The organism is Roseateles sp. GW835-FHT13E02, from assembly GCF_058794035.1.
Window position 1 is genome coordinate 49,247 of record NZ_JBXAGJ010000023.1, and the last position, 25,368, is coordinate 74,614.

At 66.5% G+C, this 25,368-nt stretch carries 25 protein-coding genes, 1 tRNA gene and 1 pseudogene; 14 read left to right on the forward strand and 13 right to left on the reverse strand.

The genetic code is table 11. From position 1 onward, the window contains the following. Positions 1-51: 51 nt before the first annotated feature. The 3 genes from hrcA (at position 52) to AC1Q6P_RS19965 (ending at position 1,656) form a co-directional block, all read left to right on the forward strand. Positions 52-1,071, forward strand: a complete 1,020-nt coding sequence (gene hrcA / locus AC1Q6P_RS19955) for a heat-inducible transcriptional repressor HrcA (protein ID WP_102767963.1) — start codon at positions 52-54, stop codon at positions 1,069-1,071. 212 nt (positions 1,072-1,283) lie between these two features. Further along, positions 1,284-1,360 (forward strand) — tRNA-Ile (locus AC1Q6P_RS19960). Positions 1,361-1,470: 110 nt separating this feature from the next. Then, entirely contained in the window at positions 1,471-1,656 is a 186-nt protein-coding gene (locus AC1Q6P_RS19965) for a hypothetical protein (RefSeq protein WP_492665638.1), read from the forward strand. On the opposite strand, the pseudogene AC1Q6P_RS19970 reads toward AC1Q6P_RS19965, so the two are convergent. Next, positions 1,634-1,870, reverse strand: a pseudogene (locus AC1Q6P_RS19970) (transposase); the annotation flags it as partial. The gene AC1Q6P_RS19965 and the pseudogene AC1Q6P_RS19970 sit on opposite strands and share 23 nt — an antisense overlap. 659 nt (positions 1,871-2,529) lie before the next feature. Here AC1Q6P_RS19970 and AC1Q6P_RS19975 point away from each other — a divergent pair. From AC1Q6P_RS19975 to AC1Q6P_RS19995, 5 genes are read left to right on the forward strand one after another with little or no spacing between them, the layout of a single operon-like run. After that, complete coding sequence (locus AC1Q6P_RS19975; RefSeq protein ID WP_492665639.1) at positions 2,530-2,832, forward strand: DUF2249 domain-containing protein; 303 nt, start codon at positions 2,530-2,532, stop codon at positions 2,830-2,832. Between the two features lie 24 nt (positions 2,833-2,856). After that, positions 2,857-4,077, forward strand: a complete 1,221-nt coding sequence (locus tag AC1Q6P_RS19980; protein WP_492665640.1) for an NnrS family protein — start codon at positions 2,857-2,859, stop codon at positions 4,075-4,077. A gap of 36 nt (positions 4,078-4,113) precedes the next feature. Continuing rightward, positions 4,114-4,623, forward strand: coding sequence for an RrF2 family transcriptional regulator (locus AC1Q6P_RS19985; RefSeq protein ID WP_492665641.1), 510 nt, complete (start codon positions 4,114-4,116; stop codon positions 4,621-4,623). After that, positions 4,610-6,046, forward strand: a complete 1,437-nt coding sequence (gene ccoG / locus AC1Q6P_RS19990; RefSeq protein WP_492665642.1) for a cytochrome c oxidase accessory protein CcoG — start codon at positions 4,610-4,612, stop codon at positions 6,044-6,046. Before AC1Q6P_RS19985 ends, ccoG begins: the two co-directional genes overlap by 14 nt. Positions 6,047-6,065: 19 nt before the next feature. Then, positions 6,066-7,268, forward strand: a complete 1,203-nt coding sequence (locus AC1Q6P_RS19995; protein WP_492665643.1) for an NnrS family protein — start codon at positions 6,066-6,068, stop codon at positions 7,266-7,268. A 40-nt stretch (positions 7,269-7,308) separates the two neighbouring features. Here AC1Q6P_RS19995 and AC1Q6P_RS20000 read toward each other — a convergent pair whose 3' ends face one another. Further along, positions 7,309-7,902 (reverse strand): Crp/Fnr family transcriptional regulator, encoded by a 594-nt coding sequence (locus tag AC1Q6P_RS20000; protein WP_492665644.1) that lies wholly within the window; start codon positions 7,900-7,902, stop codon positions 7,309-7,311. Positions 7,903-8,420: 518 nt separating this feature from the next. Here AC1Q6P_RS20000 and AC1Q6P_RS20005 point away from each other — a divergent pair. Genes AC1Q6P_RS20005 through AC1Q6P_RS20015 form a run of 3 tightly spaced genes read left to right on the forward strand, consistent with a single transcriptional unit; the run spans position 8,421 to position 12,217 of the window. After that, entirely contained in the window at positions 8,421-10,352 is a 1,932-nt protein-coding gene (locus AC1Q6P_RS20005; RefSeq protein ID WP_492665645.1) for a type IV pili methyl-accepting chemotaxis transducer N-terminal domain-containing protein, read from the forward strand. Beyond that, positions 10,349-11,050, forward strand: coding sequence for a response regulator (locus tag AC1Q6P_RS20010; protein WP_492665646.1), 702 nt, complete (start codon positions 10,349-10,351; stop codon positions 11,048-11,050). Before AC1Q6P_RS20005 ends, AC1Q6P_RS20010 begins: the two co-directional genes overlap by 4 nt. A gap of 36 nt (positions 11,051-11,086) precedes the next feature. Then, positions 11,087-12,217 carry an HPP family protein gene (locus AC1Q6P_RS20015; RefSeq protein WP_492665647.1) on the forward strand — a complete coding sequence of 377 codons (1,131 nt, stop codon included), beginning with the start codon at positions 11,087-11,089 and terminating at the stop codon, positions 12,215-12,217. A gap of 18 nt (positions 12,218-12,235) precedes the next feature. Here AC1Q6P_RS20015 and AC1Q6P_RS20020 read toward each other — a convergent pair whose 3' ends face one another. Continuing rightward, complete coding sequence (locus tag AC1Q6P_RS20020) at positions 12,236-12,664, reverse strand: SirB2 family protein (protein WP_102767497.1); 429 nt, start codon at positions 12,662-12,664, stop codon at positions 12,236-12,238. Positions 12,665-12,680: 16 nt separating this feature from the next. Beyond that, a complete protein-coding gene (locus AC1Q6P_RS20025; RefSeq protein ID WP_492665648.1) occupies positions 12,681-14,729 on the reverse strand; it encodes a TonB-dependent receptor plug domain-containing protein in 2,049 nt (682 codons plus the stop codon). Between the two features lie 234 nt (positions 14,730-14,963). Here AC1Q6P_RS20025 and AC1Q6P_RS20030 point away from each other — a divergent pair, with 234 nt between their 5' ends. Both AC1Q6P_RS20030 and AC1Q6P_RS20035 read left to right on the forward strand, forming a co-directional pair. After that, positions 14,964-16,730: a cytochrome D1 domain-containing protein gene (locus tag AC1Q6P_RS20030; protein ID WP_207795923.1), complete on the forward strand. Its 1,767-nt coding sequence runs from the start codon at positions 14,964-14,966 to the stop codon at positions 16,728-16,730. Between the two features lie 214 nt (positions 16,731-16,944). Continuing rightward, positions 16,945-17,253 carry a c-type cytochrome gene (locus AC1Q6P_RS20035; RefSeq protein ID WP_492665649.1) on the forward strand — a complete coding sequence of 103 codons (309 nt, stop codon included), beginning with the start codon at positions 16,945-16,947 and terminating at the stop codon, positions 17,251-17,253. 79 nt (positions 17,254-17,332) lie between these two features. On the opposite strand, the gene mobB is transcribed toward AC1Q6P_RS20035, so the two are convergent. After that, positions 17,333-18,031, reverse strand: coding sequence for a molybdopterin-guanine dinucleotide biosynthesis protein B (gene mobB / locus AC1Q6P_RS20040; RefSeq protein ID WP_492665650.1), 699 nt, complete (start codon positions 18,029-18,031; stop codon positions 17,333-17,335). Between mobB and napF the strand changes: the two genes are divergently transcribed. After that, entirely contained in the window at positions 17,962-18,399 is a 438-nt protein-coding gene (napF, locus tag AC1Q6P_RS20045) for a ferredoxin-type protein NapF (protein ID WP_223696944.1), read from the forward strand. The two genes, mobB and napF, sit on opposite strands and share 70 nt — an antisense overlap. On the opposite strand, the gene AC1Q6P_RS20050 is transcribed toward napF, so the two are convergent. The 8 genes from AC1Q6P_RS20050 to AC1Q6P_RS20085 form a co-directional block, all read right to left on the reverse strand. Next, a complete protein-coding gene (locus tag AC1Q6P_RS20050; RefSeq protein WP_492665651.1) occupies positions 18,382-19,008 on the reverse strand; it encodes a NapC/NirT family cytochrome c in 627 nt (208 codons plus the stop codon). The genes napF and AC1Q6P_RS20050 overlap by 18 nt on opposite strands. Before the next feature lie 13 nt (positions 19,009-19,021). Next, positions 19,022-19,489, reverse strand: coding sequence for a nitrate reductase cytochrome c-type subunit (locus AC1Q6P_RS20055; protein ID WP_492665652.1), 468 nt, complete (start codon positions 19,487-19,489; stop codon positions 19,022-19,024). Positions 19,490-19,491: 2 nt separating this feature from the next. Continuing rightward, a complete protein-coding gene (gene napH, locus AC1Q6P_RS20060) occupies positions 19,492-20,358 on the reverse strand; it encodes a quinol dehydrogenase ferredoxin subunit NapH (RefSeq protein WP_171829179.1) in 867 nt (288 codons plus the stop codon). Next, entirely contained in the window at positions 20,355-21,152 is a 798-nt protein-coding gene (napG, locus tag AC1Q6P_RS20065; protein WP_171829180.1) for a ferredoxin-type protein NapG, read from the reverse strand. The genes napH and napG overlap by 4 nt, the downstream gene beginning before the upstream one ends. Before the next feature lie 30 nt (positions 21,153-21,182). Then, on the reverse strand, positions 21,183-23,729 hold the full coding sequence (napA, locus tag AC1Q6P_RS20070; protein WP_492665653.1) for a nitrate reductase catalytic subunit NapA: 2,547 nt from the start codon (positions 23,727-23,729) through the stop codon (positions 21,183-21,185). A gap of 104 nt (positions 23,730-23,833) precedes the next feature. Further along, positions 23,834-24,145 (reverse strand): chaperone NapD, encoded by a 312-nt coding sequence (locus AC1Q6P_RS20075; RefSeq protein WP_492665654.1) that lies wholly within the window; start codon positions 24,143-24,145, stop codon positions 23,834-23,836. A gap of 13 nt (positions 24,146-24,158) precedes the next feature. After that, positions 24,159-24,956, reverse strand: coding sequence for a tetratricopeptide repeat protein (locus tag AC1Q6P_RS20080; protein ID WP_492665655.1), 798 nt, complete (start codon positions 24,954-24,956; stop codon positions 24,159-24,161). Continuing rightward, positions 24,953-25,360: a cytochrome c-type biogenesis protein gene (locus tag AC1Q6P_RS20085; RefSeq protein WP_492665656.1), complete on the reverse strand. Its 408-nt coding sequence runs from the start codon at positions 25,358-25,360 to the stop codon at positions 24,953-24,955. The genes AC1Q6P_RS20080 and AC1Q6P_RS20085 overlap by 4 nt, the downstream gene beginning before the upstream one ends. Positions 25,361-25,368: the final 8 nt, after the last annotated feature.

Sequence of the window (25,368 nt, forward strand, 5' to 3'; positions counted from 1 at the left end):
CAGCACTATGTCAGTCCGCTGAAGGCGGGCGCCAGTCCCTACAATGCCGCCATGCTCGACGAGCGATCCAAATCCCTGCTGAAAACCCTGGTCGAACGCTATATCGCGGACGGCCAACCTGTCGGTTCCCGCACCCTGTCCAAAGCCTCGGGTCTGGAGCTGAGCCCTGCCACCATCCGCAATGTGATGGCCGATCTGGAAGAGCTGGGCCTGATCGCCAGCCCCCACACCAGCGCCGGCCGCATCCCCACGGCGCGCGGCTACCGCCTCTTTGTCGACACCATGCTGACCGCCCAGCCCGGCCTGGTGGTGCCCGATGACCGGCCGATCGAGGCCCAGATCCAGCCCGACCAGCCCCAGCGCGTGATCGCCAGCGCCGCGCATCTGCTGTCCAGCCTGTCCAATTTCGTCGGCGTGGTCACCGCGCCGCGCAAGCCCAGCGTCTTCCACCACATCGAGTTCCTGCGCCTGGGCGAGCGCCGTGTGCTGGTCATCATGGTCTCGCCCGATGGCGATGTGCAGAACCGCGTCATCTTCACCGCCCAGGACCACAGCCAGGCCGAGCTGGCCGAGGCCAGCAACCGCCTCAACGCCAGCTACGCCGGCCTGAGCCTCGAGGCCGTGCGCGAGCGCCTCAAGAGCGAGGTGGACCAGCTGCGCAGCGAAATCTCCGGCCTGATGAGCGCCGCGGTCCAGGTGGGCAGCGAAGCCATGGCCGACGAGCAGGAGCGCGTCATCATCTCCGGCGAGCGCAATCTGCTCACCGTGCAGGACTTCTCCAACGACATGGGCAGCCTGCGCCGCCTGTTCGATATGTTCGAGCAGAAGACCCAGTTGATGCGCCTGCTCGATGTCTCCAGCCGCGCCGAGGGCGTGCGCATCTACATCGGCGGCGAAAGCCAGGTCGTGCCCTTCGAAGAGCTGTCCATCGTCTCCTCGCCCTACGAGGTCAACGGCCAGGTCGTCGGCACCCTGGGCGTCATCGGCCCCACCCGCATGGCCTACGACCGCATGATCCAGATCGTGGACATCACCTCGAGGATGGTGAGTCAGGCGCTGTCGCAGAAATGAGGGGCGGGCGCGTACCCCGCGCGTGGTGAATGAGTGAACGGGTGAACAGGTGAACACCTGCGGGTCAGGCTGCTTCACCATTCACGACTCGCGATTCACGAGCCCCTTGGGGCCCCAGCCCTCGCCCGCAGCTCCCCCCTATACAATCGCGGGCTTCGCCGGTGCAAGGCCGGCGATTTTTCCTTTTCTCCAAGGGTCGCAAGTCCCCCGGGGGGCCGTTAGCTCAGTTGGTTAGAGCAGGGGACTCATAATCCCTTGGTCACAGGTTCAAGTCCTGTACGGCCTACCAAGTATTCATGCGGGTTTGCGGGCGATTTCTTCGCTCCGCTGCGCACCGAAAAGTACCCAAAGGTACAAATTCGGTACAGTGGTCAGGGACAGTGCCAATCGAGAGCCTGCATGCCTACCATCGTCAAGACCGAATCAGGGAACTGGAAAGCCGTCATCCGCAAGACCGGCTTCCCCACTGCCACCAAGACTTTCCGCCTCAAGCGTGATGCTGAGGACTGGGCGCGACGCGCCGAGGATGAGATGGTGCGCGGTCTCTACGTCAAACGGGCGCCACCTCTCGTTCCAGTTCCTTGATGCGCTGAGCCTCCGCAGTCGAGACACCGTCTCGCTGGCCGGCATCGACCTCGTGCTGTTTCACCCAAGTGTGCAAGGTCTGCGGCACGCAGCCGATCTTGTCGGCGATGGATTCGATGGCCGCCCACTGCGACGGGTGTTCTGCTCGGTGCTCCAGCACCATGCGCACGGCACGCTCACGCACCTCGGGCGAAAACTTCGGGGACTTCTTCATGGCTCCATTCTCCAGAGTTGGAGCCTCCTCGAAACCCGGGGCGATTCACTGGCCACAATTAACCGGTGCGCTTGCCGGGCCAGATCATCTCGTTGGTCCTGGTCGGAAGGTATTCCAATTTTGCAAACCCCTCTTGCCGGATGAGGTGGGAGCAGTGTCAGCCTGGCACACCTTGGCAAGGGCGCTGCTGTAAGCCTCCTGCGTCTGCTGCTGCTGTTGGCTACCAAGATCCAACTGCGCGGGAGCCTCCTGGAGCCGCGCTGCAGTGCCGGCATGCGCGCGGCGATCTGCCTCGAGCTCGACACGCTGCTCGTCTTTCCCCGGTGCGCCGCGGCGAGCTCTTCCAGCAGACGTTGGAGGCCATTACGCGCTGCGTTGGCATCCGGGTGCGTCGCGGCGGCTTCGCGTTGCAGTCGTTCGCCCTCGCAAGCGTTGGTTTGACAGCATTCTGAAAGTTGAGGGACTACTGCCCGCAGTTTTGCGCGAAGGGCTGTCTCGCTTGTCTTCCGCTCCGACAAGGACTCGCCGTGCACATCGCATCGTATTCCGTTCGCTGAAGTGCATGGCGGCGAAACAGAAGATGCATTTTATATGTTGCTTTACGGATCGGGTTGCGAAACAATAGATTCATTGTGAATGCAACTTATTAGGGATCTCGCATGAACATCGACTCCGACCACTGCGCCGTGCCGGCCAGACACTCCGTTATTGATGTGCGACTGGTTGCCCCGGCGCAGCGCCACGTCCTGATCTTCCGGCACTTTGAAAGCTTGCCGGTCGGCGCTTGGTTCGAGCTACACAGCGACCATGAACCTGTTCCGTTGAGGCAGCAGTTCCAGTCCTTGTGGCCCGGTCAGTTCGATTGGGAGGTTTTGGATGCTGGTCCGACGCAATGGCGTCTTCGTATCGGTCGGCGCTTGGTGGCCCAGAGTTGCTGCGGTTGCTGCAGCGGCGCCCGCTGAGCGAAGCGGCAGGAGGAGAGCAGGATGGGCACTGTGTTCGTTCAGTTGCAGGAGCCGCCTCGGCGGCACCGATCCGGCCAGGGGTTGGCGCTCTGGGATCTGGGCTTTCGGCCGTTTTATCTGTTGGCCGCCTTGCTGGCCATGCTGTCCGTGCCTTTGTGGGCGCTGCAATTCAGCGGCTTGCTGGCCAGTGGAGGTCTGCGCGGTTCAGCCTGGCATGCCCATGAGATGGTGTTCGGCTATGCCTTGGCCATCGTGATCGGTTTTTTGTTCACGGCCGGTCGAAACTGGTCGGGGCGGGCCACGCCGACGGGCCGCCCTTTGATGGCGCTGGCGGCGCTCTGGGTGCTCGCCCGCGTGCTGGTGCTGACGCCTTGGCTGTGGGCCTCGCTGGCGGTCAATGTGGCCGTGCCTTGGCTGGCGGCTTGGGGCTTGTGGCGTGCCCTGCACGCAGGCGGCAACCGGCGGAATTACTTCTTTGTCGGCTTGCTGCTGGCCCTGGGCTTGGCCACCGCTGCTTTACATCTCGGGCAGTTGGGCCTGTGGGCCGAGCTTCAGCTGCCGGTGGCACCTTTTCAAGGCCTGGGCTTGCCCTTTGCGCTCGATTTGCTCTTGTTCATGATTGCCGTCATGGCCGGCCGAGTGCTGCCCATGTTCTCCAACAATGGTGTGCCCGGCATGAACGCGCGCCGTGAGCCTCGCCTGGAGCGCGTCGCACTGGCGGCGCTGCTGCTGCTGGCCGCCTGCGACGCACTGGGCTTGAGTGGCCCCGTGATGCTTCTGGCGCTGCTGCCGGCTTTGCTGGCGCACAGCTTGCGCTTCGCGCTCTGGCAGCCTTGGAAGACCCTGGGCAACCCTTTGGTCTGGGTGCTGCACGCGGCCTACGCTTGGCTCTTGCTGCACCTGGCTCTGCGTGCAGCGGCGACCCTGGACTGGCTGCCCGCGGCCTCTGCGACCCATGCCCTGACGGTGGGCCTGATCGGACTGATGACCCTGGGCATGATCACGCGCACCGCCCTCGGGCACACGGGTCGGCCGCTGAAAGCTGGGCCGGTGGAGACGGCGGCCTACTTGGCCTTGCTTGCGGCCGCAGTGCTGCGGGTGTTTCTGCCGCTGCTGCTGCCGGCGGCCTTGCTATGGGCGGTCTGGCTGTCTGCCCTGTGCTGGACCTTGGCATTTGCCCTGTATTTGTGGCGTTATGGTCCCATGCTTCTGCGGCCCAGGGTTGATGGGCTTCCCGGATGAGTACATGGCCCCGTTCAAAACCAACAAGGATCAGCCATGCGCTTGACCACCATGACCGACTACGCCTTGCGCATGCTGATCTATTTGGGTCAGCAACCCGATCGGCTCTGCACCACGGCTGAGATCGCTCAGGCCTATGACATCTCGGAAGCCCATCTGACCAAGATCACCCACCAGCTCGGCCTGGGCGGCTGGATTCGTACCGTGCGTGGCAAAGGCGGGGGCATGAGCTTGGCTTTGGCGCCGGGTGACATCATGCTCGGCGAATTGGTGCGTGCCGTGGAGCCCGACTTCTACCTGGTGGAGTGTCTCGGCAATGGCAATGCCTGCAGCCTGACTGGCCGCTGCCGCCTGACCGGGATCTTCAACGAGGCGCTCGCGGCCTTCCTGGAGCAGCTGGATCGTCACAGCCTGGCTGATCTCTTGAGCCCCGCCCAGACTCCCGCCAGCGCCACGTCGCGCGGCGAGCCTGTGGGCTTGTCCGGTTTGAGCATTCAGCCCGTCCCCATCAAAAGGCGCGGCCGAAAGCCCCATGAGCCACTCTGACACCCCCTGCTCACCGCTGGGTTCGACGGCGCCCCGGGTGATTCCGCTGTATGTGGCCGAGGCCAAGGTCTACCCGCGTTCGGTCATTGGCCGCTTTGCCAACTGGCGCTGGCTGATGGTCGCGCTGACTCAGCTCTTCTTCTACGGCGTGCCCTGGCTGCAGTGGAATGAACGCCAGGCCCTGCTGTTCGATCTGGAGGCTGGGCGTTTCTATGTCCTGGGCCTGTTGTTGGTGCCGCAGGACTTCATCTACCTCGCTGCCTTGCTGGTGCTCAGCGCCCTGGCCTTGTTCTTCTTCACCGCCGTGGCTGGCCGCCTCTGGTGTGGCTACAGCTGTCCGCAGACGGTCTACACCGAGATGTTTCTGTGGATCGAGCGCCATACCGAGGGCGATCGCCAGGCGCGCATGCGCCTGGACCGCTCGCCCTGGTCGGCTGAGAAGCTGGCGCGCAAGACCGCCAAACACGGAGGCTGGTTGGCCCTGTCCTTGCTGACCGGCTTCAGCTTCGTCGGCTACTTCGTGCCGATCCGCGAGCTCAGCCAGCAGCTCTTGCACCTGCAGCTCGCGGCCTGGCCGAGTTTCTGGGTGCTGTTCTACGCGGGCGCCACCTATGGCAACGCCGGTTTTTTGCGAGAACAGATGTGCAAGTACATCTGCCCCTATGCGCGCTTCCAGAGTGCCCTGATCGATGCCGATTCGTTGATCATCAGCTACGACGCCGCTCGCGGCGAGCCGCGTGGCGCGCGTTCGCGCAAGGGGCTGGAGCTCGCGCTTGGCCAGACCGCCGATTGCGTGGACTGCACCCTGTGCGTACAGGTTTGCCCCACCGGCATTGATATCCGCAATGGCTTGCAGAACGAATGCATAGGCTGCGCCGCCTGCATTGACGTCTGTGACCAGGTGATGGACAAGGTCGGGGCGCCGCGCGGCCTGATCCGCTATGCCACCGAGAACGGCATCAAGAACCATTGGACCCGCGCGCAGATGCTGGCTCGCGTGTTGCGACCTCGGGTCTTGATTTATGGGACGGGCCTGTTCTTGCTGAGCGGCGCCTTCGCTTTCAGCCTGCAGCAGCGCCAGGATCTGTTGATCGATGTGGTCAAGGACCGCAGCACCATGGCGCGCGAGGTCGGGGACGGTGTGGTCGAGAACGCCTACCGCCTGCAACTGATCAACCGCACCGAGCGGCCTTTGCGCCTGAATCTGAGCGCCGAGGGTTTGGTCGGGCTGCAGTTGCAAGCCCAAGGGGGTAGCCAGTTTCTGTTGGCGCCGGCCGCCATCGGCGCCGTGCCGGTTCAGCTGCGCTTGCCTCAGCAGGCTGGCCTCGCTCCAGGCACCCATACCGTCTACTTCGTCGCCGAGGATCGCGACCACCCCGGCAGCCGCTTCCGCAGCAAGGCCGTGTTCTACCTGCCGCGCTGATCTCTGCCGGCGCCTGCACATGCTGTCGCCCCACCGTCCGTTGTTCGCGGCTGCCGCTGCGCTGTGGCTGAGCAGCGCACTCTGGTGGAGCGCGTGCTTGTTGGGGCTGCTGCCTGCCGGTGTGCTGCCGGTGTCGGTCCTGCATGGCTGGCTGATGAGTCTGGGCATGATGCCGCTGTTCATTGCCGGCTTTGCTGGCACCAGCTTTCCGCGCTGGCTGGACCAAGAGCCGCTCGACGGCAGTCGGCTCGTGCTGCCCGCTGTTGCCGCCTGGCTGGCCTGGCTGGGCTTGTTGCTGGCCGATGCTGCGGGCCGGCGCGGCCTGGCCGCCGGGTTCGCAGCCGTGCCGGGCCTGTTCATGCTCGGCATCGCAGTGGTCCTGCTGCGCCGCTGTGCCCGGCACGGTGCACGCTTTTCAGCGCATGCCTGGGGCATCGCCGCCGGCTTGCTCTGGGTTGGCCTGTGCCAGCTGTGTGCTGCGCTGGCCGTGCTGGTCGAGCAGGCCACGCTGCTGCAGGCGGCGCAGCGCCTGGGTTTGTGGCTGGGCGTCGGCAGCATCTTCATGCTGGCCTTGCAGCGCTTGACGCCTTTTGTGCACCAGCAAGGCCGACGCGCGCCAGGTCTCTTGATCGGCCTGCTGCTCAGCCTGCTGCTGCGCGCTGGCCTGGACCTGGCCGCGCTCTGGGCCTGGCCACTGCCAGCCCCGATTCACCTGTTGGCTGCCGCGGCCCTGCTGTGCCTGGCGGTGTTTGTTTTGCGCGACGCGCAGCGGCGCGAACTGCTGGCCGCTCGACGCACGCCCCTGGTCGCCCAGCTTCATGCCGGCTATGTGTGGCTGGGTCTGAGCCTGGCCTTGGACGCGCTGGCGCAAGGGGGCGCCGGACTGGGCCGTCCGGATCTGCAGCGCGCGCTGGCCATGGCGGCCTTGCATGCGCTGACGCTCGGATTTATGGGCACGACCCTGCTGGCCATGGCCAGCCGGGTCAGCGCCGTTCAACAGGGTCGAAGCGTGGCCGTCGACCGAGGCCAGAGCTTGATGCAAGCCCTGCTGCAGTTGCTGACTGCTGGCCGCTTGGCTGCCACGCTGGCTCCTGTCTGGCCGGGCCTTGTAGACCTGCTGCCTGCTGTTGCGCTGGCCTACCTCGTTCTGGCGCTGGCCTGGAGCTTGCGCTATGGGCCGTGGCTGCTACAAAGCGGGAGAGGAAGAGGTCGTGAACGATGAAGCGCAATGCGGCTGCCCCGAGCTTGTGCCCCAGTACTTCTCAAAGGCCGGACCTCAGCTCATGGGGCGCTGGCTTGACGCTGGCTGGACGCTGGCTCAAGGCGGCGAGGCGCGCGGGATCCGGGAAGCGCAGCTGGCTGTGCTTCATCACGATCAGGCCTTGCTCATGGAACTGACGCAGGGTGCGGGACAGGGTCTCCGGTGTCACGCCCAGTTGCGCAGCCAAGTCCCGTTTGAACTGGCTCAGGGTTAAGCAGTCGCCTTGGCCGTTCAGCATGAACTCATGAAGCAGCCATTCGGCGAGCCGAGACGGGAAATCTTGAGTGGCCAGGGCCTGGCGAGACTCCAGGGCGTCGCAAGCGCTTCGACTCAGGCTGTCCAGCAAGGTGGCCAGCAGCGCCGGATGCTGGCGGCAGAGATCCAGCACGGGCAGTGCCGGAAACTCATGGGCCACCACAGGGCTGAGGGCCAGGGCGGACTCGGGGAAGGGTGCCTGGGTCCAGGCTGTGGCCAGGTCCACCCATTGCCCCCCGTGCAGCGCCCGGCTCTGTCGCCAAACCCCTTTGTTGTCCTGTCTGCCCAGGCTGAGCTTGCCGCGGACCAGCAGCCACAAGCCGCCCGCCTGGTTGCGCACGCCATCGCTCAGAAGGCGCGCGCCTTGCCGCGCGCGGTGCCCGCGTCCCAGTGAGGCCAGCCTGATCAGAATTTCATCATGGCCGGCCAGTTCCGGCCATGCCTGCTGCAAAGCCAGGAGCAGGGCAGGGGACGGGCGGGCCGCTCCTGACTTCGCGCTTGGCAAGAGGCTTGTGCCCGTCGGTGTCGGCGGGAGCAGCACCGGGCCTGACCGAGGCTGACTTGGGTGCGATGCATGGCTGCTGAGTGTCATGATGGTGGCCTTTTTGGCGACTGCAGGGCAAAACCGGGGCGGCATGCGGGCCTGCATGCGGCCCTGCGTGTGATGGGCTCTAGTCGAACACCGATGGCCCCCGCTCGACCTTGAACTGGTGCAAGAATGCAGCGCTTCCCAGCACCTTTCCCTCATGTGATCCTGCTTGGACCCGCTGCCTCGCCGTTCAGGCATGGGCCGCTGCCTCGACGGACATCCAAGTTCCTAGACCCTGCCGTCTGACTCGAAGTCCATCGCCACAGCTCATGAATCTCTCCTCGCCGCGTTTGCCCTGGTCATTGGGGGCCAAGCTGAACCTGATTGGCGCTTGCCTGCTCTTGCTGGCCCTCAGTGGCATCGGTCTGATGATGTCTTTCACCCGGCAGCTGGACGGCGGGGCTGCGGCGGTCAACGAAGCCGGCCGCATGCGCATGCAGACCTGGCGCTTGGCTCAATCTCTGGAGGGCGGCAACCCTGCGCTGATTGCGGGCCAGCTTGATCAGTTTGAGCAGAGCTTGCTCCTGCTCAGCCGCGGCGACCCCACGCGGCCGCTGGCCCTGCCCAAGGACCCGGCCACTCGCGCCGCATTTGTCGTGGTGCAGGACGAGTGGTTGCGCTTGCGCTCAGATTGGACCTCGGGCCCGGCGCCTCAAGCCGAACAAGTCGCGGAACGAGCGACGCAGTTTGTCGCTCATATCGATGACTTTGTGTCGGCGATTGAGTCGCAGCTGGCGAGCCTGACTGCGCTTCTCAACTGGCTGCAGTTCGCCATGGTCGGCCTGGCTTTGACGGCGGCCGCTGCCTTGCTGTATGCCGGCTACCGCCTGATCCTGCGGCCATTGAGCCGTTTGCATGCGGGCCTGGCTCAGGTCGGCCGCGGCGATCTGGAGGCGCGGGTGTCGGTCAGTTCGCACGATGAGTTCGGCGCCCTTTCAGAAGGCTTCAACGCCATGGCCGCCACCCTCCAGAGCCTGTATCAAAACCTGGAGGCCCAGGTGAGCGCCAAGACCCAGGATCTGGCGCTGCAGAACACCCGCCTGGCGGCGCTTTACCGGGCTGCCGACTGGGTGTCCAAGGCCGACAGCCTGTCCACGCTGGCCCAAGGCTTCGCCACCCAGCTCCGGGCCTTGGCTCAAGCCGATGCTTCGGCCGTGCGCTGGTCTGACGAGGGCAATCGACGTTACTTGCTGCTGGCCTCCGACGGCCTGCCGCAAGCCCTGGTGGACGAAGAGCAGTGCGTGCTGACGGGTGCTTGTTTTTGTGGTCAGACACTGGACAGCGCCGAAACCCGGGTGATTCCGATTCTGCCGCTGCAGGACGGGCCCGACGCAGACGCGAGAGCCATGCTCGGTCATTGCGAGCGCGCCGGTTTTCAAGCCGTCATCACCGTGCCGGTGCGCCTGCATGAGCGCATGCTGGGCGAGCTCAACCTCTTTTACCGCCAGCCCAAGGAGTTGGCGGCGGACGAACGCGCGCTGCTGGAAACCCTGGCCAGCCATCTGGCCGGCGCCATCGAGGGCTTGCGTGCGTCGGCGATGGAGCGCGAGGCTGCTGTGGCCGAGGAGCGCGGCCTGCTGGCACGCGAGCTGCACGACTCCATCGCCCAAAGCCTGTCCTTCTTGAAGATCCAGGTCAGCCTCTTGCGCCAGGCCCAGGAGCGCCAGCAGCCGGAGGCGGCGGCCCAGGCCGTGGCCGAGCTCGACGCTGGCGTGCGCGAGAGCCTGGCCGATGTGCGCGCCTTGTTGCTGCATTTCCGCACCCGCACCAACGGCGAGGACATCCTTCCCGCTTTGCAGAGCACCCTGCGCAAATTCGAGCAGCAGTCGGGCTTGCAGAGCGAGCTCTCCATGGCCAATGACGGCCTGCCGCTGGCGGCCGATGTGCAGGTGCAGGTCCTGCATGTGGTGCAGGAAGCGCTGTCCAATGTGCGCAAACATGCGCAGGCGCGGCGGGTCTGGGTCAGCGTGCAGCAGCGGCCCTTCTGGCGTGTTGAGGTGCGTGACGACGGCTGTGGCTTCCAGCCCGATGCGGCGGCCTGGGACGAGACCCATATCGGCTTGCGCATCATGCAGGAGCGAGCGGCCCGCATCGGCGGTCGGGTCGAGGTCAGCTCCGTGCCGGGGCAGGGCAGCCGCGTGGTGCTGAGCCTGGAGCCCTTGGTGGCGGCTGACGCCGGTATACAAAAAGGAAATGCATGAACGTTGACAACCCCAAGGCACAGGTCCTGGTGGTCGATGACCACAGCCTGTTTCGCCGTGGCCTGATTGCCTTGCTGGCCGGTGACGGCCGCTTCGAAGTGGTGGCTGAGGCCGGCGATGCCGCGGAAGCGCAGCGTCGGGCGGCCGAGTGCCAGCCCGACGTCATCCTGCTCGACCAGCATCTGCCCGGCGTGCTTGGCGCCGATGCTGTGGCTGGCCTGCTGGAAGTGGCGCCCGCTGCGCGGGTCTTGATGCTGACCGTCAGCGAGGACGAGGCCGACTTGGCCCGGGCCTTGCGCCAGGGCGCTTGCGGCTACCTGCTCAAGACCACGGACAGTGATGTGCTGATCCAGTCCTTGCTGCAGGTGCTGTCCGGGCAGTCGGCCGTCAGCCCGGAGATGACCAGCAAGCTGGTCAACGCGTTCCAAAGCCTGGGTCGGCAGGCTCCTGCTGCGGCCGCAAGCGCCCCACCGACTGCCGAGCCGGTCTTGTCCGAGGCCCAGGCTGCTCCTTCGATTTCGCCTCGCGAGCAGGAAATCCTGGCCCATATCGCCAAGGGCGCCAGCAACAAGGAGATCGCTCGCGCCCTGGGCATTGCCGAAACCACGGTGAAGATCCATGTGCAGCACATCCTGCGCAAGCTGGGCCTGAGCTCGCGTGTGCAGGTGGCCGTGTTCGCCAGCCAGCGCGGCCTTTGAGCCGCTCCCCAAGCCATCTTGCCTGAGGGAGTCGCTGTGCCCCATCGTTCCAATTCACCGTGCCCAGGCTCTGGGTCGGCCGGGCTTGCCGGCTGGCGCGCCGCGTGCCTGGCCTGGCTGAGCGCCTTCCTGCCGGCCCCCCTGGGCATCGACGGCCGCGAGCGCCTGCGTGTGGTGGCTGGTGCCAGTCTGGGTATTGGCTTGACGGCCTGGCTGTGCCACGCGCTGGCCGGCGCTCAGCCCAGCCCTTGGCTGGTGGCGCCCCTGGGGGCCAGCGCGGTGCTGGTGTTCGCCGTGCCTGGCAGTCCGTTGGCCCAGCCCTGGGCCGTGATTGGCGGCAACACGGTGTCAGCCCTGGTGGCCGTGCTCTGCATGCAGCTCCAAGTCGGGCCGGAGTGGACCGCAGCGCTTGCGGTGGGGGCGGCTATCGCGGCCATGATGGCGCTGCGCTGCCTGCATCCGCCGGGCGGGGCTTGCGCTTTGCTGGTGGTTTTGAATGGCATCAGCGACCCCGCTTTTGCCTTGCAGCCGGTGTTGCTCAACTCGGTCTTGCTGGTGCTCTGTGGCGTGGTCTACAACCAGGCCACAAAGCGGCCCTATCCGCACCGTGCGGCCGCGGCCGTGCCGGCGGCCGATCTGGACCTCGACCAGGTGCTGGCGCGCTACAACCAGGTCCTGGACATCAGTCGCGACGAGTTGCGTGCGCTGATTGAAGACACCCAGCTGCAGGGCTATCAGCGGCGCCTGGCCGATCTGCGCGCCCGGGACATCATGTCCACGCACATCATCACCGTGGCGCGCAGCTGGCCGCTGGCTCAGGCCTGGCCTCTGTTCCGCCAGCACAAGATCAAGGCCATGCCCGTGGTGGACGCCCAAGGCGAGCTCGTGGGCATCGTCACGCCGGCCGATTTTTTGCGCAGCCCGGGCTTCGACGCCGCGGCGGTTCTGGCGCCCGGCGGCCTGCAGGTGGGCCAGATCATGACGCGTTCGGTGCGGGTGGTCTCGGCCGATCGCCATCTGGCCGAGCTGATCCCGGTCTTCGCCAGCAGCGGCCACCATCACCTGCCCGTGATCGATGCGCAGCAGCGACCGCTCGGCATGGTCACCCAGTCGGATGTGGTGGCAGCCCTGTCCGGCAGCCTGCTGCGCGCTGCTCCGCCGACCTGAGCGACCGCAGCGCCTGCATCAGTGGAACAGGCCCAGCGGGTGGTGCGTACGCGCCACGGTCACCATTAAGCCCAGCACCAGCAGTGCGGCCAGCAGGCCTGCCGCGCGCTGGCCGCGGCTGCGGCCGCGCTTGAGGGCGATGCTGCCCAGCACGATGTAGAGCAGCAGCAGGCTCAGCTTGCTGGCGAGCCAGGGATCCCGGCCAGGGTTCAGGCCCAGCAGGGTCCAGAGGCTGAGGCCCGCGGCCAGCAAGGCCACATCGATCAGCACGCTGAGCCGGCGCGCCACCTTCTGCATGGGCCAGGCAGCGCCGGCCAACACGGCCAAGCCACGCGCTGTGAACAGGCTGGCGCTGCAGGCGACCAGGCTGATGTGGGCCAGCTTGATGACCGGGTAATGGGACTGCAGGAGCTGCAGCAGGGCGGACAGGTGCTCAAGAAAACTCATGGCCCGCCATCATCGCTCACCAGCGCCCGCGCAGGCTCAGGCGCCAGGTGCGCGGCGCCTCGGCCCAGGTGAACAGCGGTGAGCGCTGCGACAGCACGCTGTTGCCCAGATTGCTGACGCCCAGGTCCAGGTCGAGCTGGGGGCCCAGGCTGCGGCCCAGGCTGGCACCGCTCAGGGTCAGGGCCGGCACGGCCTGCAAGGGCTGGCCAACAACGGCGGATGCCATCAGCAGACCGCTGCTGCGCTCCGTTCGAATCTGGGCACGCCAGGGCCCTTGCGCCCAAGCCAGTTCGGCTGCCACGGTGTGGCGCGGGCGTTTTTCAAGCCGCTGACCCTGGCCGTCACGGGTATCGAGGTATTGGTAGTTGAGGCCGGCACTGAAGCCGCTGCCGAGGCGTGCGCGGGCGCTGAGCTCCAGGCCGCGCAGGCGGGCACGGTCCACATTCTGGAAGCGGAAGGTGCTGCGTGGGCCGCTGCTGCTGACCAGCACGGGCACGATCAGGTCGCGCAGGCGGTTGTCGAACAGCATGGCCTGCATTCCGGCGTCCTGGCGGTCCCAGCCCAGGCCGATCTCCAGGCCGCGGTTCTTCTCGGGCTTGAGCGCGCTGTTGGAGACGTAGGTGTACGGGCCCTCGTCTTCCTGGTAGCCGGGGCTGATCTGCTTGATCGTGGGCGGCTTGAAGCCGGTGCTGGCCCCGCCCTTGAGCGTCCACTCGGGTGCGAGATGCCAGACGCCGTAGAGGCGCGGACTCCAGGCGGTGCCAAAGCGCTGGTGCTGGTCCTGGCGCAGGCCCGCGGTCAGACTGAACTGACGGCCGAACTCGAGTTCGTCCTGCACGTAGAGCGCGTGGTGGCGGGCCGAGGCGGTGCCGCCGGGCAGGCCCTCGTTGTCCAGCCGCTCCTGGCGGGCCTCGAAGCCGGCGCTCAGCTGTTGAGCCCCGACACGGCCGCTCAGCTGGCCCTCCAGCACCTGGTCCTTCAAGGTGTTCGGGCGCAGGCTGGCGACCCCGTTGCTGCGCGTGTTTTCCATGGCGATGCGGCTGTCGTAGAGGCGCAGCAAGCTGTGCAGCCCTGCGTCCACGCTTGCTCCTGCCCCTTCACCTAAGCCAGCAGCCCAGTCGGCCTCCCAGCTCAGGCTGCGGTGTCGGCGCTGCAGCGCGGTGTCTGAGGCGTAGACACGTTTCTTGCCGCTGCGCTCGACCGCCAGGCCGTGGCGGTCTTCGTCGCCGCTGCGCAGGTCAATGTCGAATTGATGGCCTGCGAGCGGCGTCCAGCGCAGGGCGAGGGCGGCGTCGCGGCGATGCCGGCCTTCGATGTCCGAGATGCGCGCATCGCTGGCGGCGGCCACATCGGCACGGCGACTGTCGGCCAGGCTGAGCCGTGCGCTGAGCTCGGGTGCCAGGGCGCCGCTAAGGCGTGCCGAGATGCGGTGGCCGTCGCCGCCGCGGCCGCCCTCGGCCTGGCTGCCTTCCAGGCGCACAGCGCCTTGCCAGGCCAGGCTCGGGGCGCGGGTGATGATGTTGACCACCCCACCCAGAGCTTCGGCGCCGTAGAGCACCGAGAGCGGGCCGCGTACCACCTCGATGCGCTCGATGTCGTCGGTCGACAGCCAGTCGATCTGGAAGTCCGAGTGGCCGATCACGCCGTCGCTGGCGCCGATGCGGCGGCCATCGACCAGGAACAGGGTGTGGCGTGCGTCCATGCCGCGCAGGCTGAGGGTTTTGCGGCCGCTGATGGTGCGCCCGAACACGGCCACGCCGGGCTCGCCGCGCAGGGCTTCCAGCACATTGCCGGCGCCGCGCTGCTCGATCTGTTCCTGTGTGACGACGCTGATGGCGGCCGGTGCGTCCACCAAGGCCATGGCGTGGCGGGTGGCCGACACCACCACCAGAGGCAGTTGTTCCAGACCGCCGGCCGGGCCTGGAATGGCATCGGCGCTGGCCAGGCCGCTGACCAGGGCGCACAGGGCGGCGGCCGCGAGGGCGCGGCTGTGGACTCGTGGGCCAGCTGGAGGCAGAAGAAGGGCGAAGCGGGGGCGGGCAGGGTGGGCGTGGAGGGTCTTCATATCAAGGTGACTCGGTGTGCGATGAGCTCAGCTTGCGTGCAGCGGCGCTGGCGCGCCTTGACCCAGTTCGGGTTTGCGCTTGGCTGAGGCGGCGGCGCCACGCGGGCCAGCGGCTTCATGGCCGGACCTTGAACCAGTTCAAGGACGGCGGCCGGGCGCGGCGGGACCATGCCGGCAAACCCCTGCATGGCGCAGGGCTTGCTGAAGTTCCATCCCGAAGAAGAGAGGTATGACATGAAGCTGAACCGAACCCATTTGCCACGGCCTTTACGCTATCCGAGCCACCTGAGTCTGCTGGGTCAGCTGGCCTTGCTGGTCTGCTTGCCGCTGAGCCTGGGCGTGCAGGCTCAGGAGGGCAAGAAAGACATCAGCCCGGGCGATGTGAAGTACCACGCTGCGCCCTCGGCACTCAGCGATGTGCCCATGGTGCAGAGCAGCAACCCCAAGGCGCCGCCCATGACTCAGGCCGAGTTCGATGTCGCGCGCAAGATCTACTTCGAGCGCTGCGCCGGCTGCCACGGTGTCCTGCGCAAGGGCGCCACCGGCAAGCCCTTGACGCCCGACATCACCCTGGGCAAGGGCACGGACTATCTGAAGGTCTTCATCGCCTATGGCTCGCCCGCCGGCATGCCGAACTGGCAGACCTCGGGCGAGATGAGCGAGCAGCAGGTGGACCTGATGGCGCGCTACATCCAGCACGACGCGCCGACGCCGCCCGAGTTCGGCATGGCCGATATGAAGGCCACGTGGAAGGTGGTGGTGCCGCCCGAGAAGCGGCCGACCAAGAAGATGAACAACTACAACATCGAGAACATCTTCTCGACCACGCTGCGTGACACCGGCGAAGTGGCCCTGATCGACGGCGACAGCAAGCAGATCATCAACATCGTCAAGACCGGCTACGCGGTGCACATCTCGCGCACCTCCGCCTCGGGGCGCTATCTGTTCGTGATCGGTCGTGACGCCAAGATCAATATGATCGATCTGTGGATGGAGAAGCCCGACAACGTGGCCGAGATCCGCATGGGCCTGGAAGCCCGTTCGGTGGAGGCCAGCAAGTACAAGGGCTATGAGGACAAGCTGGTGATCGCGGGTGCCTACTGGCCGCCCCAGTACGTGATCATGAAGGGCGACACCCTGGAGCCGCTGAAGATCGTCTCCACCCGCGGCAACACCGTGGACAAGCAGGAGTACCACCCCGAGCCGCGCGTGGCTTCCATCGTGGCCAGCCACTACCGGCCCGAGTTCATCGTCAACGTCAAGGAAACCGGCAAGACCTTGATGGTGGACTACACCGATCTGAATGCACTCAAGACCATCGAGGTCGGCACTGCTCGCTTCTTGCATGACGGGGGCTGGGACAGCACCAAGCGCTACTTCATGGTGGCCGCCAACCAGAGCAACAAGATCGCCGTGGTGGACGCCAAGGAAGACAAGCTGGTGAAGCTGGTCGAGGTCAGCAAGATCCCGCACCCGGGCCGCGGTGCCAACTTCATTCACCCCAAGTTCGGCCCGGTCTGGAGCACCGGCCACCTGGGTGACGAGGCCATCTCCCTGGTCGCCACCGATCCGGTCAAGCACAAGCAGTACGCCTTCAAGGAAGTGGCGCAGATCAAGGGTCAGGGCGGCGGCGCGCTTTTCATCAAGACGCACCCGAAGTCCAAGCATCTGTACTCAGACACGCCGTTGAATCCTGATGCCGCGATCTCGCAGTCGGTGGCGGTGTTCGACATCAATGCGCTCGACAAGGGCTTCAAGGTGCTGCCGATCGCCGAGTGGGCGGGTATCAAGGACGACGGCGCCAAGCGCGTGGTCCAGCCTGAGTACAACAAGGCCGGTGATGAGGTCTGGTTCTCGGTCTGGTCGGCCAAGGACAAGCAAAGCGCCATCGTTGTGGTGGACGACAAGACGCTCAAGCTCAAGGCGGTGATCAAGGACCCGCGCCTGATCACGCCGACCGGCAAGTTCAACGTCTACAACACCCAGCACGACGTTTATTGACCCACCCCCGAGGCGCTGACGCGCCTCCCCCTCAAGGGGGCCGAGATGGGACAGGCGCACTCCCCGCGGACTGCGCCTCGCCCATCGAGGGACGATCGGCATGCTTGCCGATTGGCACGCCCGCAGGCCCGGCAAAGCCGGATCCTCGGGCTTCGTTGGAAGAACCCTGGAGCTACGTCCAGGGACTCGATGAGCCTGAAACGGAGAACTTCTGATGCGCACGATTGCACTACTGCTGGCCGGCCTCGGCCTGACCCTGCCCGCCGCCGCGGCCACGCCCGAGGAGTCGCTGACCAAGGCCGGCTGCATGGCCTGCCATGCCAAGGACAAGAAGCTGGTCGGCCCTTCCTTCAAGGACATTGCCGCCAAATACAAGGGTCAGGACGCCGCGGCCGTGCTGGCGCAGAAGGTGCGCAGCGGCGGCAAGGGCGTTTTTGGCCCCATCCCCATGCCGCCCAATCCACCCGAGAAAATCAGCGATGCTGATCTCAAGGATGGGGTGGGGTGGATCCTCAAGCAATGAGCTGACCAAGACCTCAGTCAGCCAGATGGGCGCCCATGGCCAGCTATGGGCGCCCATTTTCTTCGTGCTTGCAGCCGGCTCAGGCGCCAACCTCCCGCGCCTCTTGCACGACCAGCTCCACCAGAGGCGCCAGCTCGGCCGCGCTGAAGTGGGGCGGCGCGTCGGCGAGGTCGGGCGCATCGCCCACCATCGCCACGATGCCCGGCCACTCGGGCCAGAGCATGGGCTTGCCCACGGCCGCACGCCAGACCTCCAGCTTGGGGAAGTCGCCGCCCTTGAAGCCCTCGACCAGGACCAGGTCGCAGTCCTGGATGCGGCTGAGGAGGTAGTCCAGATCCGGCTCGGCATCGCCGCGCAGCTCATGCATCAGCGCCCAGCGCGTTCGGCCGAGCAGCAGCACCTCCTGGCAGCCGGCCTCGCGCAGGCGATAGCTGTCCTTGCCCGGGCGGTCGACTTCGATGTCCTTGTGGCTGTGCTTGATCAGCGAAACACGCAGGCCGCGGGCGCGCAGCGCTGGAATCAGGCGTTCCAGCAAGGTGGTCTTGCCCATGCCGGAGCGGCCGGCGATGCCGAAAACTTTCATGGGAGATGCTCGCTGCAAAGAGTCATGGGAATGTGCTCGGCTTGATTTCGTATAAGGCGGCGGGAGCGCGTGCGCAGCACAATGCGCGCATGGATCCTGGTCGCCGTTTTTTGTTCCGTCCCTCCATGGCGCGCGCCGCCGTCCAGAGGCCTCCCGGCGCCGTGGCCGAGCCGGCTTTTCTTGCCAGCTGTACACGCTGCGACGCCTGCATCAAGGCCTGCCCGGCCGGCGTCATCCGGCGCGGCGATGGAGGTTTTCCTGAAATGGACTTCAGGAGCGCCGGCTGTGACGCCTGCGGGGCCTGCATACCGGCCTGCACCGTGTCGGCACTGCGCCCGCCGCTGCTGTTTCGCGACTGGCAGGCCCAGATCGGCGCGCAATGCCTGGCCCAACAAGGGGTGGAGTGCCGGGTCTGTGGTGAGGCCTGTGACGCCGCTGCGATTCGCTTCAGGCCACGCCTGGGTGGCGTGGCCCAGCCCGAGGTCAGCCCGAGCGCCTGCACCGCTTGCGGCGCCTGCGTCGGGGTCTGCCCCTCGGGCGCGGTTTCAATGCGCCGAGCCTGAAGCAGCGCTGGCCGGCGGCAGGGTGATTTCACCGGCCTTGTGAGCGCCAATCGGCTGGGCAATCGGCGGCAAGGTGTGCGCGATGCCCTTGTGGCAATCGATGCAGGTCTGACCCGCCGAGAAGGCCGTCTGGTGCCGGGTCGCGGCGCGGCTGTTCTGCTCCGCATAGTCCATATAGCTGAAGTTGTGGCAGTTGCGGCACTCCTGCGAGTCATTGGCCTTCATGCGATCCCACTCATGCTGGGCCAGGACGGCGCGCTTGGCATTGAACTTCTCGGGCGTGTCGATCGAGCCCAGCACCTTGTGCAGCACCTCGTTGGAGGCCTGGATCTTGCGCCACATCTTCGGCCCCCATTCCTTGGGCACATGGCAGTCCGGGCAAGTGGCGCGCACGCCGGTGCGGTTCTGATAATGGATGGTGTTGCGGTACTCCACGTAGACGTTCTTCTCCATCTCATGGCAGGAGATGCAGAAGGCCTCGCGGTTGGTCCACTCCATGGCGGTGTTGAAACCGCCCCAGAAAATGACCCCGCCTGCAAAGGTCAGGCTTAGCAGCCAGAACAGCCTGGTGTGGGCAAAAGCCCAGGCGCGGCGAATCAGGTTCTTCACGGCAGCCTCCTGTTTACTTCATGCCCTTGGCACGTTCGTAGGTGTTGGCCACCAAAGGCTTGGCATCACTCTGCGGCACATGGCATTGGGTGCAGAAGTAACGGCGTGGGCTGACGGAGTCGAGCTCAATGCCGTCACGGGTCTTGAAGTGGGTGACGCTGATCTTGGTGGCACCACTCTCCTTGGTCTTCTGCCAGGCGTGGCAGTCCATGCATTTGTTGAAGTTCTTGGTGATCTGATAGCCGCTGATGGTGTGCGGGATCAGTGGTGGCATCTGCACGAAGTCACGATCACCGACAGGGTGGTCGCGCTCCTGGCGGTTGTTGGCGGGCGGGTTGTCCTGGTTCAGGGGCGTGCCTTGGCGCAGCCCTTCCAGTTTCACGGGCGCGGCCTTGTCGGCAGCCGCCGCCGGCCCGGCGGCCAACACGGAAAACGCCAGCAGCAGGCTCAGGGCGGGGCGAAGCAGGGGGGGGATCTTCATGGTCAGTCCCTTCGGGTGTCAAAGCGGTGGGTGAATCGGAAAACGGAGCTGTCGCACACATCGATGCAGCGGCCGCAGGCCGTGCAGTCGGGCGCCAGGATCAAGGGGCCGGCGTCCTGCTTGGCCTTCAGTGGGCCGACGATGATCTGCGGCTCGGGGCAGACGGCGAAGCAATCGCCGCAATCATTGCAGCGGCCGCTGTGGGCGGCCGAGACGCGCAGCAGCGGTTTGGCGCCGATCAGCGCGTAGGCCGCGCCCATGGGGCAGACATGGCCACACCAGCCGCGCGGCGCCACCAGCAGGTCGAACAGGAAGACGGCGGCCAGCGCGCCCCAGGCCAGGCTGCCGCCGAAGATCAGCGCACGCTGGGTCAGCGTCACCGGGTTGACTTGCTCCCAAACCGGGCTGCCCAAGGCCGCGGCGGCCAGCAGCACGCAGGCCAGCAAGGCGCGGCGCAGCTGGCGGCTCGGGGCGCGACCGCTGCTGATCTTCAAGCGCCGGCGCAGCCAGGCGGCCGCATCGGTCACCGCGTTGACCGGGCAAACCCAGGCGCAATAGGCCCGTCCCGCCAACAAGCCGTAGAAAGCCAGGACGATGGCCGCGCCGATCAGGGCGCTGGCGGCGGGCCAGAGCCCGTGCCGCAGGCCCGCAAGCAGGCTCTGGGCCAGCACAAAGGGGTCGCTCAGCGGCAGCACATCGAAGCTGAGGCTGGAAGCCAGATTGCCCTTGACCCACCACAGGCCGAACAGCGGGCCGAGCAGGAAGAGGCCGATCACGCCCAGTTGGCTGCTGCGGCGCAGGATCAGCCAGCGCTGGGCGGCCCAGCGGCTGCGTGCGGGCTGCGAGGGGACGTGAGTCGGCCCGCTCATCGCTGCGGCTCCGATGAGGCCGGGGCATAAGGCTGGGCACCGCTGCGCAGCGGGCCGATGTCGCTGCCGCCTTCGGGCAGTCGCTGCTCGGGCTGGGCGAAGCGGGGCTTGCCCTGGTGGTTCTGGTCTTCCCAGCCCTTGCGGTAATGCGGGCCCAGCTCGCCCTGGGCCAAGTCGCGCGGCAGCACCTTGATGGCTGGCTGCTCCAGCACGCAGGCGCGCTCGCACTTGCCGCAGCCGGTGCAGGCCTCGGCGTGCACCGTGGGCAGCAGCATGGCGTGGCGGTCGCTGCGTGGGTTGCTTTGTTTCTCCAGCGAAATGGCGCTGTCGATCAGCGGGCAGACGCGGTAGCAGACATCGCAGCGCAGGCCGAGGAAGTTCAGGCAGCTCTCATGGTCGATCAGCACGGCCAGGCCCATGCGGGCTTCGGCGATGTCCTGCAGGCCGGGGTCGAGCGCGCCGGTCGGACAAGCTTTGACGCAGGGGATGTCCTCGCACATCTCGCAAGGGATCTCGCGCGCCTCGAAGAAAGGCGTGCCGATCGCCACCTCGGCAGCCAGGCCGGCACCCCATTCGCTGAGCTTGAGGTTGTGCGGCGGGCAGGCGCGCACGCACAGGCCGCAGCGCACACAGGCGGCCAGGAAGTCGGGCTCAGCCAGCGCGCCCGGCGGCCGCAGGGCCTGGGCCGGGTGCGCTTGCGTCGGGCGCGAGAGCACGGCCGCCGCCCCGGCCAGAAGGCCGGCGCTGGCGGTGGTGCTGGCGCCTTGCAGCAGCGCACGGCGGCTCAGGTTCATGTGCTCACTCCGGCTCGGCTCAGCTCGGGTTCAGGCCTTGACGACCTTGACCGCGCATTTCTTGAAGTCGGTTTCCTTGGAGATCGGGCAGGTGGCGTCCAGGGTCAGCTTGTTGACCAGGCGGCCTTCATCGAAGAAGGGCACAAAGACCAAGCCTCGCGGCACCTTGTTGCGGCCCTTGGTCTCGACGGCGCAAGTGATCTCGCCGCGGCGCGAGGCTACCTTGACCTTCATGCCGCGCTGCAGGCCGCGGTCCTTGGCATCGTCGGGGTGGATGTAGAGCAGGGCCTCGGGCACGGCACGGTGCAGCTCGGGCACGCGCCGCGTCATGCTGCCGGTGTGCCAGTGCTCGAGCACCCGGCCGGTGCACAGCCAGAGGTCGTACTCTTTGTCTGGGCTCTCGGCCGGCGGCTGGTAGGGCAGGGCGAAGATCACGGCCTTGCCATCCTTGTGGCCGTAGAACTTCACGCCCTCGCCCTTCTTGACATAGGGGTCGTAGCCCTCGCGGAAGCGCCACAGCGTTTCCTTGCCGTCGACCACGGGCCAGCGCAGGCCGCGGACCTCGTGATAGGTGTCGAAAGGGGCCAGGTCATGACCGTGGCCGCGGCCGAATTCGGCGTACTCCTCGAACAGACCCTTCTGCAGGTAGAAGCCCAGCTCCTTGGACTCGCTGTTCATGTAGTCGGGGATGTACTTGCCGTTGATGCGGCCGACATCGGCGAGCGGGAACTTGTTGACCTTGCCGTTCTTGAAGAGCACGTCGAACATCGTCTTGCCCTTGTACTCGGGCTTCTTGGCCAGCAGCTCGGCCGGCCAGACCTCTTCCATCTTGAAGCGCTTGCTGAACTCGATGAACTGCCAGAGGTCGCTCTTGGCTTCGCCCGGTGCGCTGACCTGCTGGCGCCAGACCTGGGTGCGACGCTCGGCGTTGCCGAAAGCGCCTTCCTTCTCGACCCACATGGCGGCGGGCAAGATCAGGTCGGCCGCCATGGCGCTGACGGTGGGGTAGGGGTCGCTGACCACCACGAAAGCCTTGGGGTTGCGCCAGCCGGGCAGGATCTCGCCGTTGATGTTCGGCCCGGCCTGCATATTGTTGTTGGTCGTGACCCAGTAGCACTTGAGCTTGCCGTCCTTGAGCGCGCGGCTCTGCGCCACCGCGTGCAGGCCCACCTTGTCAGGGATGGTGCCGTCGGGCAACTGCCAGATTTCCTCTGTGTGCTTGCGGTGCTCGGGGTTGGTGACCACCATGTCCGCCGGCAGGCGGTGGGCAAAGGTGCCGACCTCGCGCGCCGTGCCGCAGGCGCTGGGCTGGCCGGTCAGGCTGAAGGGGCTGTTGCCGGGCTGGCTGATCTTGCCGGTGAGCAAGTGGATGTTGTAGACCATATTGTTGGCCCAGGTGCCACGGGTGTGCTGGTTGAAGCCCATGGTCCAGAAGGACACCACCTTGACCTTGGGGTCGGCATAGAGCTTGGCCAGGTCTTCCAACTGCTTGACCGGCACGCCCGACAGCGCGCTGACTTTTTCGGCCGTGTAGTCGGCGACGAACTTGGCGAACTCATCGAAGCTGATCGGCGTAGCGTCATTCGGATTGCCCTTGGGCTTGCCATCGGCGCCGGGGTAGCCATTGCTCTTGGCGTCTTTCTCCAAGGCATGGGCCGGGCGCAGGCCGTAGCCGATGTCATCGGCGCCCTTCTTGAAGTTGACGTGGTTCTTGATGAACTCTTTGTTGACCTTGTTGTTCTTGATCAGGTAGTGGGCGATGTAGTTCAGGATCGCCAGATCGGTCTGCGGCTTGAAGATGATGGGCTGGTCGGCCAGGTCGAAGCTGCGGTGCTCATAGGTCGATAGCACGGCCACCTTGGTGTCCGGGTGGCTGAGGCGGCGGTCGGTGATGCGGCTCCACAAGATGGGGTGCATCTCGGCCATATTGCTGCCCCAGAGCACAAAGGCATCGGCCTGCTCGATGTCGTCGTAGCAGCCCATGGGCTCGTCGATGCCGAAGGTGCGCATGAAGCCGGTGACCGCGCTGGCCATGCAGTGGCGGGCATTGGGGTCCAAGTTGTTGGAGCGAAAGCCCGCCTTCCAGAGCTTGGCGGCGGCATAGCCTTCCCAGATCGTCCACTGGCCCGAGCCGAACATGGCGATGCCGTTCGGGCCGTCGGTCTTCAGGGCCTCTTTCCACTTGCTGGCCATCAGGTCCAGGGCTTCGTCCCAGCTGACCGGTGTGAACTCGCCTTCCTTGTCGTAGACGCCGTTCTTCTTGCGCAGCAGCGGCGTGGTCAGGCGGTCCTTTCCGTACATGATCTTGGACAGGAAGTAGCCCTTGATGCAGTTCAGGCCTCGGTTCACCGGGCTCTCGATATCGCCCTGGGTGGCCACCACCTTGTTGTCCTGCACGCCCACGACAACGGAGCAGCCCGTGCCGCAGAAGCGGCAGGGTGCCTTGTCCCAGCGTACGGCGCTGTTGCTGGTCGGCGCCTTGGCAGTCGCGCCGTGGACGGTGATGGGGATGCCGGCGGCGGCCGCTGCGGCAGCAGCGGCCTGCAGTTTCAGGATGTCGCGACGATCGACTTGCATGAGGTGCTCCCGTGGCCGCAAGCCGTCTTGGCTGGCGCCCGTGAAATGAAGATGTAGATGAAAAGCATGGTCCTGGAATTGGCGCGTTTGCGCCTTGAACTGCTTCAAGTTTTTGCGCTGTCCAGCTCGCTGAGACGGGTCCGCCAGCCCTGTGCCGGCTCCTCGTGGCCGGCCGGCGCGGGGGCATCCGGGCCGCTGTACTCGAACACCAGGGAGGTGCCCAGCACATCGGGCCAGAGCGCGATGGCACCGAGCTGGGCCGCGGCGGAGATCTGCTCGCAGTCCTCCATCACCAGGACCAATCGGCCGTCATCCGGGTTGTGTGTCAGTTCCACGCCGGGCAGGGTCGCGAGCCGAGCGCTCACTTGGGATACATGCTCGGGCCGCATGCGCAGCACCACGCCGAGAACACTCATGGGGAACTCCTGTTCATGGCCGGGGCGCCGAAGCTGTACCGGCCGGGGTTGATGGGGGCGCAGCCGGGGCGCGAGGCCCCTGCGCGCGGGCGGCGACCAGGCCTTGCGCCGCCAGCTCGCGCAAGGGGTGCTCGGCTGGGGCGATGTCTTGCAGGCGCTGCCAATGGCGGATGGCGCCGGCTGCGTCACCCTGGCGCATGGCACGGGTGCCGGACAGGGCCAGGGCCTTCAAGTGATCTGGCGCGATCTGCAGCGCGCGCTGCAGCAGGGCCGCCGGTTCGCCTTCCAGCGAACCCTGCTGGCCGCTGGCCATGACATCGGCCAGATCGGCCATCAGGTCGGCATCCTCGGGCCGCAGGGCCAGGGCACGGCGGTAGGCGGCGATCGAGGGCTCGCTGCGGCCCAGCACCAGGTAGGACCGGCCCAACATGGCCCAGCCGGCGGCGTCCTCGGGCTGCTGCTGCAGGCGCCGGGCCAGGCCCGCGACCATGGCCTCGGTGCGGTCCGGCGGTGCCTCGGGCGAGATGGCCTCGGGCTGACCCTTCCAGGCATAGCCACCCGCGCCGACGAGCAGCACCAGGCTCACGCAGGCAGCCAGCAGGCGCTGGGAGAGACGCGGCAGCGGCGCGGGCGGCGGCGCCAGCACCTGGTCGGCGATCTCCTGGCGCAGCCGGTCCAGCCGGGCTTGCAGCGCGGCCTGGCCTGCAGATTCACCGGCCGTGGCGCTGCCGTTCAGCTGGGCTTGCAGGGCCAGGCCTTGGCGGCGCAGCGCTTGCAGTTCCTGCTGCTGTTCTTGCGTGGGCCAGCTCATCGGATGTCTCCCTCCTCGTCGGGCGCCGCCTCAAAGGCCTCATCGGGCTGGCGTGCCCGGCGGCGCAGGTTCAGCACCAGGCCGGCCAGGGCGGCGGCCATCAGCAGTGCCGGGCCGGCCCATAGCAGCCAGGTGTTGGCTTGCAGCGGCGGCTTGTAGAGCACGAAGTCGCCGTAGCGCTCGGTCATGTAGTGGATGATTTCTTCGTCCCGGCGGCCGGCCTGAAGCTGCTCGCGCAGCTGGGCCTTCAAGTCCATGGCCAGCGGCGCATGGGAGTCGGCGATGGTCTGGTTCTGGCAGACCAGGCAGCGCAGCTGCTGGGCCAGGGCCTGGGCGCGGCGGTCCAGCTCGGCGGTGCTGGCCTCGGCCCGGGCGCAAGACATGGCGCCGAGGCTCAGCAGCATGAGGCAAG